The organism is Nonomuraea wenchangensis (assembly GCF_900111685.1).
Taxonomy (GTDB): domain Bacteria; phylum Actinomycetota; class Actinomycetes; order Streptosporangiales; family Streptosporangiaceae; genus Nonomuraea; species Nonomuraea wenchangensis.
The window spans coordinates 159854-178894 of record NZ_FOHX01000005.1 but is presented as its reverse complement, the minus strand read 5'-3'; the positions used below and the strand labels follow the sequence as shown (position 1 = coordinate 178894).

Here is a 19041-nt window from a genome sequence, read left to right as displayed (position 1 = left end):
CCTAGATACCTCTCATGCGCAGCACGTGCAGGGCCAGGGTCAGGTTGAGCCGCAGATGCGGGTCGTCGGTGAAGTTGCCGAGCATCCGCTCCAGCTTGCCGATGCGGTAGCGCAGCGTGTTGTAGTGGAAGTGCAGCCGGCGCGCGGTCTCGGCCACGTTGAGGTTGGTCTCCAGCAGCACGTGGAGGGTGCGGCGCAGGTCGGCGTTCTCGGCGTCGTCGTCGGCGGCCAGCGGGCCGAGCGTCTCGCGGACGAACGCGTGCAGCTCGTCGGTGTCGTTGACCAGCGACAGCAGCCGGTAGACGCCGAGCTGGTCGAAGTGGGCGACCGCGCCGGGCCCGTGGAGCTGGCGGCCCACGCGGGCCGCCTTGAGCGCCTGCGCGTACGCCTCGGGCAGCGCGTCCGCCCCCGGGCTCGGCCGGGAGGTGCCGGTGGAGAACGTGGCGGGCGGCAGGTCGGCGAAGGCCGCGGCGGCGTCCTTGGCCACCCGCGCCGCGTCGAGCGCGGCGTCGATCACCGCCACCACCTCGTGCGAGAACCCGGCCACCGCGCCGCGCCGGTCGTGCCGCCGGACGGCCGCCGTCCAGCAGGCCACGAGCCGGTCCTGGGCGCTGCGCTCGTCGCCGTCGGGGTCGAGCTCGGCCACGAGCACGGTCACCGGCCGCGACAGGTCCCATCCGAACGCCCGCGCGCGGCCGTTGATCCGTTCGGCCGTGCCGGCCCGGCCGGTGAGCACGTCGCGCAGGAAGTCGGCGCGGTATTTGCTCTCGACGGCGTTGACCGCCTCCTGGCGGGTGACGACGAGCGCGGCCACGGTGGCGGCCCGCTCCAGGATGCCAACGTCGCTGTCCCTGATCGCGGTGGAGGCGCTGTAGGCGACGATGCGGCCGTGGTGGTGCCCGCCGGCCAGCACGGGCACGGAGGCGAACTCCCGGCCGCGCCCCGCGGTCCCGGCCCTGGCGGGCGCGAGGCCGGCCTTGGCGGGCGTGCGGGCGGCCCTGGCGGGCGGCGGCCCCTCGTGGGAGATCGACTCGCGCAGCGCGGCCACGTGCTCGGCGGGCCCGGCGGTGGCCAGCACGGCGCCGGCGCCGTCCACGACCGCCACCGACACGTCGAGGAGCTGCGCCACCTCGGCGGCCACCTCGCGCAGCCCGCCGCCCGCCAGCACGACCTGCACCAGGGCGCGGTGCGCCTCCTCGGCGCGGGCCAGCACGGCGGCCTGGCGGTTAAGTATGTCGGTGAGCACCTGGTTGAGGATGTCGTCGAAGCCCACGTCGTTGGGCAGCAGGATGAGCGGGAAGCCGAGCCGGTCGGCCTGCTCCACCATGTCGCCGGGCAGCTCGTCGACATACCTGCCGAGCTTGATCGCCAGGGCGGCGAGGCCGCGCTCGTCGAGGTCGGCGACCAGCCGGCCGAGCGACTGCGGGGTGTTGCGCAGCGGGTAGCCGGTGGTCAGCAGCAGCTCGTGCGGCTTCACCCAGGCCAGGATGTCGGGGACCTCCATGACGTTGAGCCGCTGCACGATGCGGCCGAGCCCGCTCTCCCCCGCGATGAGCCTGGCCTCCGCGAGGGTCGACACGCCCAGCACCTCCCCCACGGAGACACCGTGAATGATGGTGCCGGTGCTGGCGAGACGGACTGGGGGCTCCATGGGGAGATTGTGACCCCCGGAACGGTCTGTCAGGAAGAGCCAACCTTCCCGCGCACTGTTGGCAAATTTCTCCGTACGGAGGGTTCGCGGACCGTTCTACGGTCAGGTCCAAGGTCGGTCAGGGAGGTCCGGTGCCCGTCGGTGTCCATGTCAGCACGTCCGCGCGGCGCAACCGCGCCCACGTCTCGGGAGCGGCCAGCACCGCGGTCCGCCCGCTCCTCGAGGCGCCGCGGCGGCCCGCCCGGGTGCTCGCGGCGTTCCCCGCCGGGGTCTACCTGGAGGTGCGGACGGAGCTGGAGCCGACGGTGATCGCGGTCATCACCGGCGAGGCGGTCCGGCTGCCCAACTCCGTGCTGCTGGCGGGCGGACTGCCCAGGGTCGAGATGGGCGAGGAGGCGTGGGTGGGCGACCGGGGCGTGGACCTCGGGCCGCTGAGCCTGCGCGTACGGCGCTGGTGGGATCCCGCCCCGCCGCTGGGACAGGTGGACCTGGCGAGCCTGGAGGCGGCCGCCGCGGTCCTCGCCCGGCCGGCGGAGCCCGCTCCCGGACTGCCGGGCAACGGCGTGGTGGCCGCGCTCGCGGCGGCCTGCGGGCGCGGCTGGCTGCTGGGCATGGCGACGGCGGCCGAGCAACTGGTCGGGCTCGGTCCCGGGCTCACGCCGAGCGGCGACGACGTGCTGGCCGGGCTGCTGGTGACGCTCCGGCACCTCGGTACGGCGACGGGGACGGAGCGGGCGGTGTGGCTGGCCGGCTGGCTGGCGGCGACCGTGACGTTCGACGCGCGCACCCGTACCACTCCACTGTCGGCGACGCTCCTGCACTGCGCGGCCCGTGGCGAGGCGAGCCCGGAGGTGACGGCGGTGCTGCGCGGCGTCGCCGGCGCCCAGCAGCTGGAACCGGCGCTGCGGCGGCTGCGCCGCGTCGGCCACACCTCGGGGGCCGACCTGGCGCAGGGGATGGCCATCGGCGTAGACGCGGTGCTCTCCCTCGCCGGGCACCCGGGCGGGCGGCCGTGAGCGGGGAGGTCGTCCTCGTCCGCAAGGGCGCCTACCACGACTCGGTACGCCTCATGCGGGTGAGCAGGGCGCTGTCGGCGACGCCGGGCGTCGAGGCGGCCATGGTGGCCATGGCCACGGAGCTGAACGTGGCGGTGCTCGGCGACCTCGGCTTCACCGTGCCGCCGGCCGGTCCTGGCGACCTGCTGATCGCCGTACGGGCCGACGATCCCGGCGCGGCCGTGGCGGAGGCGGACCGGTGGCTCGCGGAGCCGGCCCGGCCCGGCGAGGCCGGGGCGGACGGGCAGCCGCCGCTGACGACCGGGTCGGCGATCCGCCGCGAGCCCGCCGCGCTGGCGCTGGTCTCGGTGCCGGGCGAGCACGCGTTCTGCGAGGCGTACGACGCGGTGGTGGCCGGGCTGCCGGTCATGATCTTCAGTGACGGCGTGCCGGTCGCGTTGGAGCGGCGGCTGAAGGAGCTGGCGGAGGAGCGGGACGTCCTGGTCATGGGCCCCGACTGCGGCACCGCCTCGATCGGCGGGGTGGGGCTCGGGTTCGCGAACGTGCTCACGCCGGGGCCGGTCGGCGTGGTGGCGGCGTCCGGCACCGGCGCGCAGCAGGTCACCTCGCTGCTCGACTGGGCGGGGACAGGGGTCAGCCACATCCTGGGCGTGGGAGGCAGGGACCTGTCGGCCGAGGTCGGCGGCCTGTCCACGCTGCGCGCGCTGCGCCTGCTGGACGACGACCCGGCCACCGAGCTGATCGTGCTGATCTCCAAGCCTCCCGCGCCGGAGGTGGCGCGGGTTGTGGCGGAGGCCGTGGCGGGGCTGCGCACGCCGGTGATCAGCGCACTGCTGGGGCAGGACGCCACCGACCTGACCGGCGCGGCCGAGGCGGCGCTGCGGGCGCTCGGGCGGCCGGTGCCGGAGTGGCCGTCCTGGCCCGGCCCGGTGCGCGGCGGCGCGCGCAAGGCGCTCAAGGGCCTCTACTCCGGCGGGACGCTGAGCGCGGAAGCCGCGCTGGTCGCCGGGCAGGGCGACTTCGTGGACTACGGCGACGACGCCTACACGCGGGGCCGCCCGCACCCGATGATCGACCCGGCGCCGCGCGTGGAGGCGCTGGCGCGGGCGGCGGAGACGGACGTGGTGCTCATGGACGTCGTACTCGGCCACGCGGCCGACCCCGATCCCGCCGTGACGCTCGCCCCCGCCATCGCCCGCACGCCGGCCACCGTGGTCGTGGCGCTGGTCGGCACCGGCGGCGACCCGCAGGACCTGCACCGCCAGGCGGCGGCCCTGCGGGAGGCGGGCGCGGCCGTGCACCTCTCCAACGCCCAGGCCGCCCGGCACGCCAGGAGCCTCCTGTGACCTTCCCACCCACCCCGTCCCTGCCGGGCCCGTCCTCGTCCGGGCCGTCCCCGTCCGCGCCGTTCCTGTCCGCCCCGTCCCGCGTCGTCACAGTCGGGGCGGGCCTGCTCGACGAGTCCCTGGCCGCGCAGGCCGTGGCCACGACGCCGGTGGACTGGCGCCCGCCGCTGCCGGGCACCGCCGAGGCGCTGGTCTCGGTGCTGTCCGACCCGCGCAGGCAGGCCGCGAACGAGCTGGCCGCCCGCCGCCTGACCGCCGCGAGGCCGCAGCTGGTGGGCGTCAGGCGCGCCTCGGAGGTGCTGGGCGAGGCGCTGGCGGGCGGCGCGTTCCTGCACGCGGGGCCGCCGATCACTTGGGAGCGGGCGTCCGGGCCGCTGCGCGGCGCGCTGATCGGCGCGATGCTGCTGGAGGGCCGGGCGGGCGACGAGCGCGACGCGGAGCGCAGGCTGGCGGCCGGCGAGGCGGCGCTGCGGCCCTGCCACGAGCACGGCGCGGTGGGGCCGATGGCGGGCGTGGTGAGCCCGTCGATGTGGATGTTCGAGGTGCGCGACGAGGAGCACGGCGGCCTCGCGTACTGCTCGCTGAACGAGGGCCTGGGCAAGGTCCTGCGGTACGGCGCGTACGGCCCCGAGGTGCTGGAGCGGCTGCGCTGGATGGACGAGGTGCTCGGCCCGGTGCTCGCCGCGACGCTGGCCGCGACCGGGCCGCTCGACCTGCGCGCGCTCGTCGCGCAGGCGCTGCAGATGGGCGACGAGCTGCACAACCGCAACCGCGCGGCCACCTCGCTGCTGCTGCGTGAGCTGGCCCCGGCCGTGGTCGAGGCCGCTCCGGGGCGGGCGGCGCAGGTGCTGCGTTTCATGGCCGGCAACGACCACTTCTTCCTCAACGCGGGGATGGCCGCGGCCAAGGCCGCCACGGACGCCGCCCGCGACGTGCCGGGCTCGTCCATGGTCGTGGCGATGGCCCGCAACGGCACCGACTTCGGCGTGCAGGTGTCGGGGCTCGGCGGGCGCTGGTTCACCGGCCCCGCGGGGGTGCCCGACGGGCTCTATCTCGGCTCGTACGGCCCCGGGGACGCCAACCCCGACATCGGCGACTCCACGATCACCGAGACCGCGGGACTCGGCGGTTTCGCGATGGCGGCCGCGCCCGCGATCGTGCGTTTCGTGGGCGGCGAGGTGGCCGACGCGGTGCGGGCCACCCGCTCGATGTACGAGATCACGCTCGCCGAGCATCCGGCATACCAGATTCCGGGGCTGGGTTTTCGCGGCACGCCGGTCGGCATCGACGTGGCGCTGGTCGCCAGGACGGGCGTGCTGCCGGTGGTCAACACCGGCATCGCGGGCCGCGTCCCGGGAACCGGGCAGGTCGGGGCAGGTCTGGTCGAACCACCCGCGGAGGCGTTCGTGGCCGCTTTGCTGGCTTTGGCCGCGGAAGTAAATGATCCAATTTGAAATTCGGCATTTCTGCACGTCAAGGGCGATGTAACGACGTATCAGCTTCCCTTGCGCATTCGCCGCCGTTATCGTAACGAACCTCATAATCTGCAAGTAGCGTGATGAACGCACGTGACGGATGAGGGAGTGGGGGCGGGATCATGGCAGCGGACCGCTTGCTCAGCGGACCCGGCCAGGAAGGGGACGCCGCGAGCGGCGCCGCCACCGGCCAGGGCCGGCTGGTCGGCCGGCGCTACCGCCTGATGTCCCCGGTCGGCCGAGGCGGCATGGGCATGGTGTGGCACGCCCACGACGTGCTGCTCGACCGGGACGTGGCGGTCAAGGAGCTGATGCTGCCCTACGGGCTCGACGCCGCGGGCAAGCAGCTCGCGCACCGGCGGATGCTGCGCGAGGCGAGGTCGGCCGCCCGGCTGCAACATCCCGGCATCGTGGTCGTCCACGACGTCGTCGAGGAGGACGGGCGGCCCTGGATCGTCATGGAGCTGGTCCGGGCGTGGTCGCTGGAGCAGGCGGTGCGCCAGAGCGGGCCGCTGCCGGTGATCCAGGCGGCCGAGATCGCCATCCGGGTGCTCGACGCGCTCATGCACGCGCACGCCGCCGGCATCCTGCACCGCGACATCAAGCCCGGCAACGTGCTGCTGACCTCCGACCGCGTCGTGCTGACCGACTTCGGCATCGCGGCGATCGAGGGCGACGTGACCATCACCCAGACCGGGCTGCTCATGGGGTCGCCGGCGTACATCCCGCCGGAGCGGCTGTCGGGGCAGACGATCACGCAGGCGGCCGACCTGTGGTCGTTCGGCGCCACCCTGTACGCCGCCGTCGAGGGACGGCCGCCGTACGAGGGTCCTGACCCGGTCGCGGTGCTCGGCCAGGTGCTCACCCAGCCCCCGATCACGCCGCAGCGCGCCGGCTCGCTCATGCCGGTCATCGAGGGCCTGCTGCGCAAGAACCCCGCGGAGCGGCTGACCGCCCCGCAGGTCGTCGAGATGCTGGAGGCGGTGCTGCGGGCGCACGGCTCGGTCCGGCCGCGCACGCCCGAGCCGCTGCCGAGCCCGATCGAGCCGGTGTCCGCCGACCTGCTGCCGCCGCTGGACCCGCCTTCGGGGCCGATGCCCTCGCGGATCGTGGAGACGCCCTCGGGGCCGGTGCGGGTCCCCTACGACCCGCTCACCAGCCCGTCGGGCGGGCACGCGATGCCGTACGAGGGGCCGGCCACGACGTCCGGCAGCCACCGCACCGACCAGATCCCGCGTCCGCAGGGCTTCGGCGACCACGGCTACCCCGGCGGGCCGCCCCCCGGCCTGCCCGCGGAGCCGGACGACGACCTGATCGACGGGTCGGGACCGCATCCGCGCCCGATCCTGCCGCTGACCACGGACAGCCGCTCCGCCGGCCCGGCGGACACCCCGTGGCCGCTGGCCTCCCCCGACGACCTGCGCGAGCACTCGCGCGGTCTGACCGACGACCTGCGCCCCGGCCGGCTGACCCGGCTGCCGTCCGCCGCGCCGCGCACGGGCAGGAGCCGGCGGAGGGCCGAGGACGACGACGGCCTGTGGATGCGCGACGGCCGGCCCACGGCGCTCACGATCGGCGGATCCCTGGTGGTGGTGGGCGGCGCGATCGTCGCGGCCATCCTCGGCCTGTCGAGCGGCGGCTCCCCCACGCCGGTGGCCGAGCCGCCCGCCGCGACGGCCACCGCGCGCACCCTGCAGAGCGAGCCGTCGGCGGCGCCCGGCGGCTACCGGGAGCAGACCCCGGCCGGGTTCAAGGTCGCGGTGCCCGAGGGCTGGAAGCTGACGGCGTCGGGCGGCGTGGCGACGTTCACCGGGCCGAAGGACTCCGGCCTGCGCGTGGTGGTCGAGGACGCCACCCCGGAGACGGACGGCGGCCTGGCGGAGCTGAGCCACCGGGAGTCCGAGGGCGGGCGGGAGAGCTACATCCAGGTGCAGCTCCAGGGCGTGAACTACCGGGGCTGGAAGGCGGCCGACTGGGAGTACACGTACACGACCGCCGCCGGCGTCCCCATGCACGCGCTGACCCGGTACGTCACCGTGGACGACTCCACCGCGTTCACGATCACCTTCGACGTGCCCGAGCTGAAGTGGGACGAGCAGGCCGACATGCGCAAGGTGTTCCTGAACACCTTCCGTAAGACCACCTGACCAGTTTTGCACCAACCGTTCCAGAACGTGCTAGCGTGGCCGCCATGGCACGACCGAGGACGTTCGAGGAGGACGCCGCGGTCGAGGCGGCGATGCGCGCCTTCTGGCGGGCAGGTTACGAGGCCACCTCGACGCAGGACCTCTGCGCGGCCACCGGGCTCGGGCGCAGCAGCGTCTACAACGCCTTCGCCGGCAAGCACGACCTGTTCCGCAGGGCGCTGCGCCGCTACATGGACCAGCGCGACGCCGCGCTGGCCGAGCTGATGGACGGCGAGCTGCCGGTCAGGGAGAAGGTGGCCACCGTGCTGGGCTGGGCGGTCGCCCCCGATCCCGACGACCCGGACGGCTGCCTGGTGGTCAACTCGATGATCGAGCTGGGGCCGCGCGACGCGGAGATCGCCGAGATGTTGCGGCGCGACACCGAGCTGCGGGTGGGGATCATGCGAGCGGCGTTCGAGCAGGCCCGGGCGCGGGGCGAGCTCGCGCCGGATAAGGACCCGCTGGCGCTCGCCAGGTTCGTGACCGCCACCGTCTCCGGGCTGCGCGTGCTGGCGCGCGGCGGAGCCGACCGGGCCGCGCTCGAGTCCGTCGCGCGGACCGCGCTGGGCGTGCTCTGATTTTTTCGTGCCCGAATTTTGAACTGACCGATCTAAAACTAGGGAGGCCGCCGTGCCCTTGGCGGTTTACGTGCTGGGCCTGTCGATCTTCGCGCAGGGCACCTCGGAGCTGATGCTGGCCGGGCTGCTGCCCGAGCTGGCCGCCGACCTCGGGGTGTCCGTGCCGCGCGCGGGGCTGCTGATCTCGGCGTTCGCGATGGGGATGCTGGTGGGCGCTCCGGTGCTGGCCGTGGTGACGCTGCGATGGCCGAGGCGCACGGCGTTGCTGACGTTCCTGGTGATCTTCGCGCTGTCCCACGTGGTCGGCGCGCTGACCTCCGACTACGCCACGCTCTTCGTCACCAGGGTGGCCGGTGCGTTCGTGTACGCCGGCTTCTGGGCCGTGGCGGCGGGCACCGTCATCGGCCTCGTGCCCGCCGGCGCCCGCGGCCGGGCGATGAGCGTACTCGCGGGCGGACTGACCGTCGCGACCGTGCTCGGGCTGTCCCTGGGCACCGTGCTCGGGCAGCACCTCGGCTGGCGGGCGGCGTTCTGGGCGGTGGCCGCGATGACGCTGCTCGCGGGCGCGGGCGTGCTCGCCACCATCCCGGGCGGCCGCGGGCGCGATGACGCGCCGCCGCGGGTCGGCGCGGAGCTGCGCGCGCTGGTCAACCCCCGCCTCTGGCTCGCGTACGGCACCACCGCGCTCGCCACCGCCGCGCTGCTGGCCACCTTCAGCTACCTGAGCGCGCTGCTCACCGTCACCACCGGCCTGGCCCCCGCCTGGGTGCCCGCCGTGCTGGCCGGCTACGGCGTCGGGGCGCTCGCCGGCATCACGATCGGCGGCAGGACCGCCGACGCCCGGCCGTTCCCGACCCTGTTCGCCGGCGTCGCGGGCCTGGTCGTCGTCTCGGCGGCGCTGGCCCTGGCCGCCCCGGTCCCGGTGCTCGCCGTCGTGCTGGTCGTGCTGCTCGGCGCGTTCGGCTTCGCCACCAACCCGGCGCTCAACACCCGCGCCTTCACGCTGGCGGAGGGCGCGCCGACGCTCGCCGCCGCGGGCAACGTCGCCGCCTTCAACGCCGGCATCACGGCCGGCCCCTGGCTGGGCGGCCTGGTCATCGACGCGGGCCTCGGCTATCCGTCGGTCTCGTGGCTCGGCGCGGCGATCGGCGTCGCGGCCCTCGCCGCGGTCGCGCTGTCGGCGCGACTGTCCCGCGGGGAGGCTTCCGCGGCCCGGGACCAGGCCGGGGCCCCTGCGGTACGGTCAGCGCTATGAGGCTGGCCAGCATCCACCGATACCCCATCAAATCGACCGCCGGGCACGACCTCACCGAGGCCGAGGTGCAGCCCTGGGGCCTGGCGGGCGACCGCCGCTACCTGATCATCGACGAGCACGGCGACATGCTCACCGCCCGCGACGAGCCCCGGCTGCTGTCCTGCGTGGCCCGGCTCGACGGCGAACGGCTCACCCTGACCGGGCCGCACGCCGATCCGTTCCCCGTGGTCCCGGACGGCACGCTGTCCACGGTCGACGTGTGGGGCACTCCGGTGGAGCTGACCGACTGCGGCGACGCGGCCGCGCGCTGGCTGTCGGAGCTGGCCGGGCGGCCGGTCCGGCTGAAGTGGCTCGACGACCCCACGCGCCGCCGCATCGGCCCGCCGTACGGGAAGCCCGGCGACAGCGTGAGCCTGGCCGACGGCGCCCCGCTGCTGCTCACCACGACCGCCTCGCTGGCGAGGCTCGACGAATGGATCGCGGAGGGCGCGCTGGAGCGCGGCGAGGAGCCGCCCGCGCCGCTGTCCATGCGCCGGTTCCGGCCGAGCGTGGTCGTGGACGGCGCGACCCCCTTCGCCGAGGACGAGTGGAAGCGGCTCAGGATCGGCGACGTGGCCTTCCGGGTCACCAAGGGCTGCGACCGCTGCGTGCTCACGACCATCGACCCCGCGACGCGCGCGAAGGGCAAGGAGCCCATCCGCACGCTGTCCCGGCACCGCAAGTGGGACGGCAAGGTCTGGTTCGGCATCAACCTGATCCCGGACACGACCGGCAGGATCAAGGTGGGCGATCCACTCACGGTCCTCTGAGTGATCGCCGTTCCTGAAATATCGCAGAAAAAGGTCTTCGCACCTGGAAAACGGTTGCTGTCCTTCTTTGGGGTGTTGTTGGGGTACATGCGAGACTTCACAAGTGACCAGCGCCCCCACGAAGCCCGCCGGATCCCTGCCTGACCCGATCCCGGGCATCCAACGCCGCACCTTGGGCGTGTTGTCTGCGGCCCAGATCATGGGCGGCGTGGGGGTCGCGGTCGGGCTCGCGCTCAGCTCGGTCGTCGTGGACGAGCTGTCGGGGTCCACGGTCATCAGCGGCTTCGCGGGGACCGCGACCACGCTCGGCGCGGCGCTGCTGGCCCTGCCCACCGCCAAGGCGTCCGGCAGGGGCGGGCGCCGCGCGGGGCTCACCCTCGCGTACGCGGCCGCCCTCACCGGCTGCGCGATCTCGGTGACCGCCATCAGCCTGCGCCTCTGGCCGCTGCTCCTCGCCGGGCTGGTGCTGGTGGGCGGCGGCAGCGCGGGCGGCCTGGCGGCGCGCTACTCGGCCACCGACCTGTCGCCGAAGGGCCGCTCGGCCCGGCACCTGTCGCTGGTCGTCTGGGCCGCGACCATCGGCTCCGTCGCCGGCCCCAACCTGGCCGAGCCCACCGACCTGATCGGCATCCAGCTGGGGCTGGTGGACAAGGCGGGCCCGTTCGCGTTCGCGGCGCTCGCCTTCACCGTGGCGATGATCATCGTCCTGGGCCTCCTGCGCCCCGACCCGCTCCGGCTGGCCCGCCGCCTCGACGGCAAGGCCGAGGACGGACCCGCCGGGAACCGGACGATCCGCACCGCCTGGGACACCCTGCGCACCACCCCGGCGGCCCGCCGTGCCCTGGTCATGATCGCGGTGAGCCACACGGCCATGGTGTCGGTCATGTCGATGACCCCGGTCAAGCTCCACCACGACGGCTCCACGCTGGACGTCATCGGCCTGGTGATCAGCCTGCACATCGCCGGGATGTACATGCTCTCGCCGCTCGTCGGCTGGCTGGCGGACAAGGCGGGCAAGGTGCCCGTGCTGCTGCTCGGCACGGCGCTGCTGCTGGCCGCCGCCACGCTCGCCGGCACCGCCGGGCACCACGTCGGGCAGGTGACGGCGGCGTTGTTCCTGCTCGGCCTCGGCTGGTCGTGCGGGCTGGTCGCCGGCTCGGCGCTGGTCACCGAGTCGGTGCCGATCGAGCGCCGCCCCTCCGTCCAGGGGCTGTCCGACCTGATCATGAACGTCTGCGGCGCGACCGGCACGATCGTCGCGGGCGCGATCGTCGGCGTGCTGTCCTACGGATTCCTGGGCCTGGTCGTCGGCGTCATGGTCGCCGTCGCCGGGATCTGGCTCCTGGCGGTGCGCTCCCGCCCGTGACTCACTTGGCGTCGGCGTAGCAGGTGACGGGCACCGCCTCCATCGGGAAGCGGACCGGGGTGTCGCCGAACAGCAGGCGGGTGGCCTCGGCGGCGGCCGTCTGCACCGCCGCGACCACCTCGCCGGCCTGCTCGCGCGGACAGTGCACCATCACCTCGTCGTGCTGGAAGAACACCAGCCCGGCCGGCTCGGGCAGCAGCCCGCGCAGCACCGCGAGCAGCGCGAGCGCCCACTCCGCCGCGGTGCCCTGCACCACGAAGTTGCGGGTGAAGCGGCCCCGGTCGCGGGCCGCGCGCCCGCCCTCGGGCCCCGACACGAGCTCACGCCAGCGGGCCGACGGCGGCGGGCTGGTGCGGCCCAGCCACGAACGCACCAGCCGGCCCTCCTCCCCCGCCTTGGCGGCGTCCTCCACGAACTGGTAGGCCTTCGGGAAGCGCTGCCGCATCACGGCCAGCAGCTTGGAGGCATCGCCGCTGGTGCCGCCGTACATCGCCGACAGCATGGCGATCTTGGCGTGGTCGCGCTGCCCGCCGAAGGACGTGGCGAGCGCCGAGTAGAGGTCGATCTCGCCCGCGGCCCTCGCCAGCCCGACGTCACCGGCCATGGCGGCGAGCACCCGGGGTTCGAGCTGGGCGGCGTCGGCCACGACCAGCGTCCATCCCTCGTCGGCCACCACCACGCGGCGCATGACCTTGGGGATCTGCAGCGCGCCGCCGCCGCTGGTGGCCCAGCGCCCGGACACCACGCCGCCCACGACGTACTCGGGGCGGAAGCGCCCGCCGCGCACCCACTGGTCGGCCCACGCCCACCCGTGCGCGCTGAACAGCCTGGCCAGCTCCTTGTAGGCCAGCAGCGGCGCCACGGCGGGATGCTCGACCCGCTTGAGCTCCCACGACCGGGTGCTCTTGAGCTCGACCCCGGCATCCTTGAACGCCTTGACGAGCTGGCGCACCGAGTCGGGGTTGACCGGGCGGCCGAACGCCGCGGCCACCTCGTCGGCCAGCGCCTGCAGCCTGGCCGGCCGCATGCCGTGCACGGGCCGCGGCCCGAGCAGGCCGGTCAGCAGCTCGTCGTGCAGGTCCTTGCGCCAGGGCATGCCCTCGTGCGTCATCTCGGCGGCGACCAGCGCGCCCGCCGACTCCGCGGCCACCAGCAACCGGAACCTGCCGGGCTCGGGCAGCGCCGCGACCCGCCGGAGCTGGTCGGCCAGCACCTCGGCCACCGCCTCCGCCGCCATCGGCTCCGGCGCGAACAGCGTGCCCGGCGGGCTCGGCGCCTCCTCAGGCACGGGCAGCCCGCGCAGCCGCGCGTGGGCGGCCATGGCCGTGCGGCTCTCGCCGTGACGGCCCTCGTACGCGAGCAGCAGGCCCTCGGTGAGCGCGAGGTCGTGGCAGCGGCCGACCCGCGCACCCGACTCCAGCAGCGCCGGATAGGTCTCGCGCGTGTCGGCCCACACCCACCGGGGCCGCTCGGCCGCCTCGATCTCCCGCACGGCCGCGGCCAGGTCGGCGGGACGGCTCACCTCGCCCCCGACCGGGAGCACCGTCTCTCCGGCGACCACCACGTACACGTCTCAAGAGTGCCAAACGGCTACGACAGACTGATGCGCACCTCGTCCTCGACGGGCGGCTCCAGCTCCTGGGCGAGGCAGCCGGTGACGGCGAAGCACCGCAGCGTCAGCTCCTGCGGCGTCACCGAGGCGTGCAGGAAGTGCTTGAAGAACGGCGGCACGTCCCAGTCGGACAGCTCCGACAGGAAGCGGTGGTTGGTCTTGCCCACCGGCAGCCGCAGCGGCCACGGCCAGGCGCCGAGCACCCGCGCCGCCCACCGCATCCGGCGGGTGACCTTGACCGGTCCCTCCGGCGTGCGGGGCGGCTCGTTCCCTATCCGCTCCGCCATGATGCACACGGCCTCCCTCGGCCGCAGGTAGAGCCAGCGCACCCGGAGCCTGCGGGCGTAGAGGTGGCTGTAGTACGACAGGGAGTCGCCGCGCAGCGGATAGCACTTGAAGTCGTCCTCGGCCACCTCGGCCACGTCGACCCGGTCGATGGTGTGCGTGGCGTGCATGAACGCGCCGCCCCCGCCGGAGACGACGTACTGGATGACGCGGTCGCCCACCCGAACCGGATAGCGCTGGTAGTTGTGCACGTCGCCGCCGATGGCCGCGACGTAGCGGTGCGCCGGGTCGCGCACGATGTCGTCGATCGTGCCGCCGCCCGCCAGCGCCGACGGTTTGTACGCGTTGTTGACGTAGATCGGCTTGCCGGTCACCAGGATCTTGGGGCGCGGGTCGAGCGAGACCCGGCGCAGCCAGGCGGTCTGGCCCTCGTCGATGACGTTCTTGATGCCGGTGTCCACGCCGACGATGAGCAGGCTGTCGGTCTCGATCGCCCAGTAGGGCCCCTGCTGGGCCCCCTGCTGCGAGGGCCGGCCGCGCAGCGCGCGGGCCTCCTTCAGCAGGGTCTCGTCGATGGTCTCCGGCTTGCGCCAGAGCAGCCCGCGCAGGCCGCGGTCCGGCTGGGGCTTGAGCGGCGGCGCGTCGCAGAAGACGCGCATGAAACCGCCGAGTCCGTCGTACCAGTCGTGGTTGCCGGGGATCGCGTAGATGGGGGCGTCGTAGTCCTTGTACGGGCGGAAGAATTTGGGGCCGTACTCGTCGCCGGATCCGGTCGGATAGATCACGTCGCTGGCGATGACGGCGAAAGCGGTGCCGGCGCCCACTTTCAGCATCGGGGGGACGACGGCGTACTGGGAGGCGTCGCCCTCGCCGGTGTCACCCAGCAGGAGGAAATCGAAATTTCCCTTTACTGGCGGCCTGATGCGAAATTCCGGATCTGCCCCTCGGACTTCCTGTTCCGCCACCCATCGCGCCCTCACCTCGCCCGACGGATCCCCGAACAGCCCGGCCAGGATCTCGTTGCGCGAGCGCCACAATGTGCTCGCGTTGAGCCAGGTGAAGCCCCGCTCATCCGGTCTTAACGCCGCGAATGTGCCCATTTGTGAGCAGGCCCATCCCGCTCCTTCCTCCGACTCCCGCGAGGAGAGCCTTTTTCCACGCTCGGCCGCCGCTTCCCTCATGACCACATCTTTACGTTGATCTACCCTTCACGCATCATGGACGCTCCGTGCCGTGAAGAACACAGAAGGTTCACAATGGTGTACCGTCACCCCCCAAGCAAGCGGTTGGGACCACCCAGGGGAGGCTCCCATGACGCGTAACGGTCCGGACGACGCGACCCGGAGGGGAACCGCGGAGACGGCCGAGATCGAGGGCCTGCTCGCCCTCGCCGCCACCCGCCCCAAATGGGGCAGAGCGGCCCTGAACGTCATGAGCGAGGCGATCGCCAAGTGCAGGGCCCTGCGGCGCAGGTTTCCCGGCGAGCACGACGCGCTGCTCGCCCGCTGCCTCTGGACGACGGCCCTGATGCTGCTCGACCGGCGCCAGGCCGTCGAAGCGCTCCCGCTCGCCCAGGAGGCGGTGGCGCTCACGCGCGAACGCGGCGGCGCCCCGCTGGTCCAGGCGCTGCGCCACCTGGCGAGCGTCGAGGAGGCGCTCAACCGCTTCAGCGAGGCCGCCGCCACCCTGGAGGAGGCCGACCGGGACAACCGGCCGCCGGACTGACGGCCTAGAGGCCGGCGACCAGCGCGCCGGGGTTGAGTATCCCGGCGGGGTCGAGGCGGGCCTTGACCGCCTGGAGCACGGCGACGCCCAGCGGCCCGATCTCGTCCGCGTAGGCGTCCCGGTGGTCGCGGCCGACCCCGTGGTGGTGGGAGATCGTGCCGCCGGCCGCCACGATGGCGGCGTTCACCTCGGACTTGGCCCGCTCCCACTGCGCCACCGGGTCGCCGTCCTGCGGGGTGACGACGGTGAAGTAGAGGGAGGCGCCGGTCTCGTACACGTGCGAGATGTGGCACATCACCAGCGGCGAGCCGAGCGCGCCGAGCAGCGCGAGCCGGACCGCGTCGTAGAGCCTGGGCAGGTCCGCCCAGAACCCGGCGGTCTCGAGCGTCTCGACGGTGGCCCCCGCGGCGAGCAGCGAGTCCCGAAGGTACGGCGCGGAGAAGCGCCCGTGCTCCCACGCCCGCCCCGGCTCCTCCCCCAGCGGCTCGCCGCCGAGCCGGGCCAGCACGGCCCCTGCGGCCTCCCGCCGCGCGGACACCGACGCCCCCTCGTAGCCCGCGACCAGCAGGCACCCGCCCGAGCCGCCCGAGCCGATCGCGTCCGGCTTCGCCAGCCCGATCATCGTCTCGGTCTCGTCCGACAGCCGCAGCACCGTGGGCGTCGGTCCCTCCTGGGCGAGCGCGCGCACGGCCGCCGACCCGGCCGTCCAGGACGGGAAGCGCCAGCCCTCGTAGACCCGCTCGGCCGGGGCCCTGCGAACGCGCAGCCGCAGCGCGGTGATGACGCCGAACGCGCCCTCCGAGCCGAGCACGAGCTGGCGCAGGTCGGGGCCGGCCGCCGATTTGGGCGCGCGGCCGAGTTCGAGCGTGCCGGAGGGCGTGGCCAGGGTGAGGCCGACCACCATGTCGTCGAAGCGGCCGTAGCCGGCCGAGGCCTGGCCGCTGGAGCGGGCCGCGGCGAAGCCGCCGAGCGTGGCGTACTCGAAGGACTGGGGGAAGTGCCCGAGGGTCAGCCCGTGCGCGGCGAGCAGCCGCTCGGCGTCGGGGGCGCGCACGCCCGGCTCGAACTCGGCGGTCATCGACTCGGCGTCCACCGAGCGCAGCCGGTCGAGCCGCGCCAGGTCGAGCGCGATCACGCCGGCGAAGCCGTCGCGGGCGCTCGCGGCGAGCCCGCCCACCACCGAGGTGCCGCCGCCGAAGGGCACGACCGCGACGCGTTCGCGCGCGCAGAGGGCGAGCAGGTCGGCGACCTCCTCGTGCGAGCCGGGCAGCACCACGGCGTCGGGCGCGTCGGAGCCGTCGCCGGCCCGGATGCGCAGCAGGTCGGGCGTGGACTTGCCGCGCGTGTGGCGGACGCGCTCCTCGTGCCCGGTCCGTACGTGCTCCGCCCCCACGACGGCGGCCAGCGCCTCCAGGCAAGCGGGGGTGAGGGCGACCGGCGGCAGCCGGACCGACTCCAGGGCGGTGGCCGGCGCGTCGGGGGCCCGCACGCCCAGGAGGTCGCGCAGCAGTCCGCGTACCTGTTCGGGCAGCTCGCGGGCCTTGGCGGGATCGCCCCAGCCGCACCACAGCATCGGTTCTCGGGTCATGCGTACACTGTGACATATGACGGCTATTCGTCACAATGACGGCGTTCTGGACGCGGCCCGTGACTGCGTGCTGGCCTACGGCGTGCGCAGGACGACGCTCACGGACGTGGCACGGCGCGCGGGCGTGTCCAGGATGACGCTCTACCGCCGCTGGCCGGACGTGCGCAGCCTGGTCGCCGACCTGATGACGCGGGAGTGGGTGCGGGTGCTGTCCGGGCTGGACCTCGGCGACCCGGTCCCGGCGGTCGTCGAGGGCGTACGGACGCTGCGCGCCCACCCGCTCTGGCGCAAGATCGTCGAGGCGGACCCCGACCTGCTGCTCCCCTACCTGCTCGACCGGCGCGGCGCCACCCACGAGGCCGTGCTGGAGCTGCTGGAGCCGGCCGTCGGCGACCCGGCCAGGGCGCGGGCCGTGCTGCTGGTGGCCCAGTCGTTCCTGCTGTCGGCGCCCACCATGCTCGACCCCGTCACCCTGGACGAGCTCGACGCCGAGCTCGCCGCCCTGCTGGAGGCCTATCTTGGACAGTTCGCTCAACGCCGCCCGCCGCGCCCGTGAGCTGCGCAGGGTCGCCGAGGAACGGCTCGACGTGCTGGTGGTCGGGCTCGGCGCGACCGGCGCGGGAGCCGCGCTCGACGCCGCGGCGCGCGGCCTGCGCGTGGCCGCGATCGACGCGCACGACCTGGCGTTCGGCACCTCGCGGTGGAGCTCCAAGCTGATCCACGGCGGGCTGCGCTACCTGGCGAAGGGCCAGGTGGGCGTGGCGCACGAGAGCGCCGTCGAGCGCGGGATCCTGCTCCGCAGGACGGCTCCGCACCTGGTCAGGGCGCATCCGTACGCGCTGCCGCTGACCCCCGCCGTCTCCCGGCGGCAGGCCGCGCTGGTGATGTCCGGCTACCGGCTCGGCGACGCGCTGCGGGCCGCCGCCCGCACCCCGCGCCGCCTGCTGCCCGGCCCGTCCCGGCTGGACGCGGCGCGGGCGCGCACGCTCGTCCCGGTCGCCCCCGCGGGGAGCCTGCGGGGCGCGCTGCTGTCCTGGGACGGCCGGCTGCTCGACGACGCCCGCCTGGTGGTGGCGATAGCGAGGACCGCCGCCGCGCGCGGGGCCCGCGTGCTGACCCGCTGCCGCGCCCTGCGCCTCACCGCCTCGGGCGGCGGGATGACCGCCAGTGTGCGCGACGAGCTGACCGGCGAGGAGTTCGAGATCCGCGCCCGTACGGTGATCAACGCCACCGGCGTGTGGGCCGGGACCCTGGACCCCGACGTACGGCTGCGCCCGTCCCGTGGCACCCACCTCGTGCTGCGGCCGGGGACGCTGCCCGGCCTGATCGCCGGCGTGCACCTGCCCCTTCCTGGCGAGACCAACCGGTTCGCCCTGGTCCTCCCCCAGCACGACGGCCGCGTGTACGTCGGCCTCACCGACGAGCCCGTGGACGGGCCGGTGCCCGACGTTCCCGAGGCCCCCGAGGAGGACGTCACAGCGCTCCTGGAGGTGCTGAACGGGGTTCTCGGGACTCGGGTGACCAGAGAGGCGGTCGCGGGCGCGTACGCGGGCCTGAGGCCGCTCCTGGCGGCAGACGGCGGGAAGGACGACGCGGCGGGCGGGCGCACGGCGGACCTGTCCCGGCGGCACGCGGTGCTGTCGGAGGGCGGCCTCGTCACCGTCGTCGGCGGAAAACTCACCACGTATCGCCGCATGGCGGAGGACGCGGTCGATCGTGCGGTCTCCTCCGGAAACCTGCGGGCAGGACGGTGCAGAACCCGGCGCATCCCACTCGTGGGCGCGGAGCCCCCGGCGACCGGTGCGGCGGACGGCGTCCCCGCCCGGCTCACGGAGCGCTACGGAGGCGAGGCGGCCGCCGTCCACGAGCTCGTCCGCGCGCATCCGGAGGAGGTCGGCCTCGGCATCACCGTCGGCGAGCTCCTGTGGTCCGTCCAGCACGAGGGCGCGCTCGACGCGAGCGACCTCCTGGACCGGCGGACCAGGATCGGTCTGGTCAAAGAGGACAGGGAGCGTGCTCTGCCCGCGACACGTGACGTGCTCGCGCGAATCACCCACCTCTGATGTCGCCTTTCCGTTAGGTTAGTCTTACCTAATTACCGGCGAACGAGAGAGGGACCGGCGTTGGCGAAGGGCTGCGATCATCCGCT

At 74.3% G+C, this 19041-nt stretch carries 15 protein-coding genes; 11 read left to right on the top strand and 4 right to left on the bottom strand.

Annotated features, from left to right (window positions below; all coding sequences use genetic code 11):
- Window position 1 precedes the first annotated feature (1 nt).
- Complete coding sequence (locus BMW85_RS16620; protein WP_091082178.1) at window positions 2-1651, bottom strand: PucR family transcriptional regulator; 1650 nt, start codon at window positions 1649-1651, stop codon at window positions 2-4.
- Window positions 1652-1782: 131 nt separating this feature from the next.
- Between BMW85_RS16620 and BMW85_RS16615 the strand changes: the two genes are divergently transcribed.
- The 8 genes from BMW85_RS16615 (at window position 1783) to BMW85_RS16580 (ending at window position 11682) form a co-directional block, all read left to right on the top strand.
- A complete protein-coding gene (locus BMW85_RS16615; RefSeq protein WP_091082176.1) occupies window positions 1783-2667 on the top strand; it encodes an oxamate carbamoyltransferase subunit AllH family protein in 885 nt (294 codons plus the stop codon).
- The gene (locus BMW85_RS16610; protein ID WP_091082174.1) at window positions 2664-4013 is read left to right on the top strand and encodes an AllF/FdrA family protein; all 1350 of its coding nucleotides are present in this window, start codon (window positions 2664-2666) and stop codon (window positions 4011-4013) included. Before BMW85_RS16615 ends, BMW85_RS16610 begins: the two co-directional genes overlap by 4 nt.
- Window positions 4010-5467, top strand: a complete 1458-nt coding sequence (locus BMW85_RS16605; protein ID WP_245774843.1) for a YlbE family protein — start codon at window positions 4010-4012, stop codon at window positions 5465-5467. Before BMW85_RS16610 ends, BMW85_RS16605 begins: the two co-directional genes overlap by 4 nt.
- Window positions 5468-5610: 143 nt before the next feature.
- Window positions 5611-7635: a serine/threonine-protein kinase gene (locus BMW85_RS51070; protein WP_245774842.1), complete on the top strand. Its 2025-nt coding sequence runs from the start codon at window positions 5611-5613 to the stop codon at window positions 7633-7635.
- Between the two features lie 44 nt (window positions 7636-7679).
- The gene (locus BMW85_RS16595) at window positions 7680-8252 is read left to right on the top strand and encodes a TetR/AcrR family transcriptional regulator (RefSeq protein ID WP_091082880.1); all 573 of its coding nucleotides are present in this window, start codon (window positions 7680-7682) and stop codon (window positions 8250-8252) included.
- A 52-nt stretch (window positions 8253-8304) separates the two neighbouring features.
- Window positions 8305-9507 carry a Cmx/CmrA family chloramphenicol efflux MFS transporter gene (locus BMW85_RS16590; protein ID WP_091082173.1) on the top strand — a complete coding sequence of 401 codons (1203 nt, stop codon included), beginning with the start codon at window positions 8305-8307 and terminating at the stop codon, window positions 9505-9507.
- Window positions 9504-10316: an MOSC domain-containing protein gene (locus BMW85_RS16585; RefSeq protein ID WP_091082171.1), complete on the top strand. Its 813-nt coding sequence runs from the start codon at window positions 9504-9506 to the stop codon at window positions 10314-10316. Before BMW85_RS16590 ends, BMW85_RS16585 begins: the two co-directional genes overlap by 4 nt.
- Window positions 10317-10419: 103 nt before the next feature.
- Window positions 10420-11682, top strand: coding sequence for an MFS transporter (locus BMW85_RS16580; protein ID WP_245774841.1), 1263 nt, complete (start codon window positions 10420-10422; stop codon window positions 11680-11682).
- Window position 11683: 1 nt separating this feature from the next.
- Here BMW85_RS16580 and BMW85_RS16575 read toward each other — a convergent pair whose 3' ends face one another.
- Together BMW85_RS16575 and BMW85_RS16570 are read right to left on the bottom strand one after the other, a co-directional pair.
- The gene (locus BMW85_RS16575; RefSeq protein ID WP_091082170.1) at window positions 11684-13252 is read right to left on the bottom strand and encodes a bifunctional 3'-5' exonuclease/DNA polymerase; all 1569 of its coding nucleotides are present in this window, start codon (window positions 13250-13252) and stop codon (window positions 11684-11686) included.
- Between the two features lie 20 nt (window positions 13253-13272).
- Window positions 13273-14412 (bottom strand): metallophosphoesterase family protein, encoded by a 1140-nt coding sequence (locus BMW85_RS16570; RefSeq protein WP_245774840.1) that lies wholly within the window; start codon window positions 14410-14412, stop codon window positions 13273-13275.
- Between the two features lie 478 nt (window positions 14413-14890).
- Between BMW85_RS16570 and BMW85_RS16565 the strand changes: the two genes are divergently transcribed.
- Window positions 14891-15304 carry a hypothetical protein gene (locus BMW85_RS16565; RefSeq protein WP_091082166.1) on the top strand — a complete coding sequence of 138 codons (414 nt, stop codon included), beginning with the start codon at window positions 14891-14893 and terminating at the stop codon, window positions 15302-15304.
- A gap of 4 nt (window positions 15305-15308) precedes the next feature.
- Here the strand turns inward: BMW85_RS16565 and BMW85_RS16560 are convergent, their stop codons facing one another.
- On the bottom strand, window positions 15309-16877 hold the full coding sequence (locus tag BMW85_RS16560; RefSeq protein ID WP_091082165.1) for an FAD-binding oxidoreductase: 1569 nt from the start codon (window positions 16875-16877) through the stop codon (window positions 15309-15311).
- A 31-nt stretch (window positions 16878-16908) separates the two neighbouring features.
- On the opposite strand from BMW85_RS16560, the gene BMW85_RS16555 reads away from it, so the two are divergent.
- Both BMW85_RS16555 and BMW85_RS16550 read left to right on the top strand, forming a co-directional pair.
- On the top strand, window positions 16909-17448 hold the full coding sequence (locus tag BMW85_RS16555) for a TetR/AcrR family transcriptional regulator (RefSeq protein WP_091082163.1): 540 nt from the start codon (window positions 16909-16911) through the stop codon (window positions 17446-17448).
- Window positions 17411-18955, top strand: a complete 1545-nt coding sequence (locus tag BMW85_RS16550) for a glycerol-3-phosphate dehydrogenase/oxidase (protein ID WP_091082162.1) — start codon at window positions 17411-17413, stop codon at window positions 18953-18955. Before BMW85_RS16555 ends, BMW85_RS16550 begins: the two co-directional genes overlap by 38 nt.
- The last annotated feature ends 86 nt before the right edge of the window (window positions 18956-19041 follow it).

Excerpts from the sequence above, each read along its gene's own strand:
- BMW85_RS16620 (WP_091082178.1), bottom strand. The coding sequence starts at position 1,651 with ATGGAGCCCCCAGTCCGTCTCGCCAGCACCGGCACCATCATTCACGGT.
- BMW85_RS51070 (WP_245774842.1), top strand. The coding sequence starts at position 5,611 with ATGGCAGCGGACCGCTTGCTCAGCGGACCCGGCCAGGAAGGGGACGCC.
- BMW85_RS16595 (WP_091082880.1), top strand. The coding sequence starts at position 7,680 with ATGGCACGACCGAGGACGTTCGAGGAGGACGCCGCGGTCGAGGCGGCG.
- BMW85_RS16585 (WP_091082171.1), top strand. The coding sequence starts at position 9,504 with ATGAGGCTGGCCAGCATCCACCGATACCCCATCAAATCGACCGCCGGG.
- BMW85_RS16570 (WP_245774840.1), bottom strand. The coding sequence starts at position 14,412 with ATGCTGAAAGTGGGCGCCGGCACCGCTTTCGCCGTCATCGCCAGCGAC.
- BMW85_RS16565 (WP_091082166.1), top strand. The coding sequence starts at position 14,891 with ATGACGCGTAACGGTCCGGACGACGCGACCCGGAGGGGAACCGCGGAG.
- BMW85_RS16560 (WP_091082165.1), bottom strand. The coding sequence starts at position 16,877 with ATGCTGTGGTGCGGCTGGGGCGATCCCGCCAAGGCCCGCGAGCTGCCC.
- BMW85_RS16555 (WP_091082163.1), top strand. The coding sequence starts at position 16,909 with ATGACGGCTATTCGTCACAATGACGGCGTTCTGGACGCGGCCCGTGAC.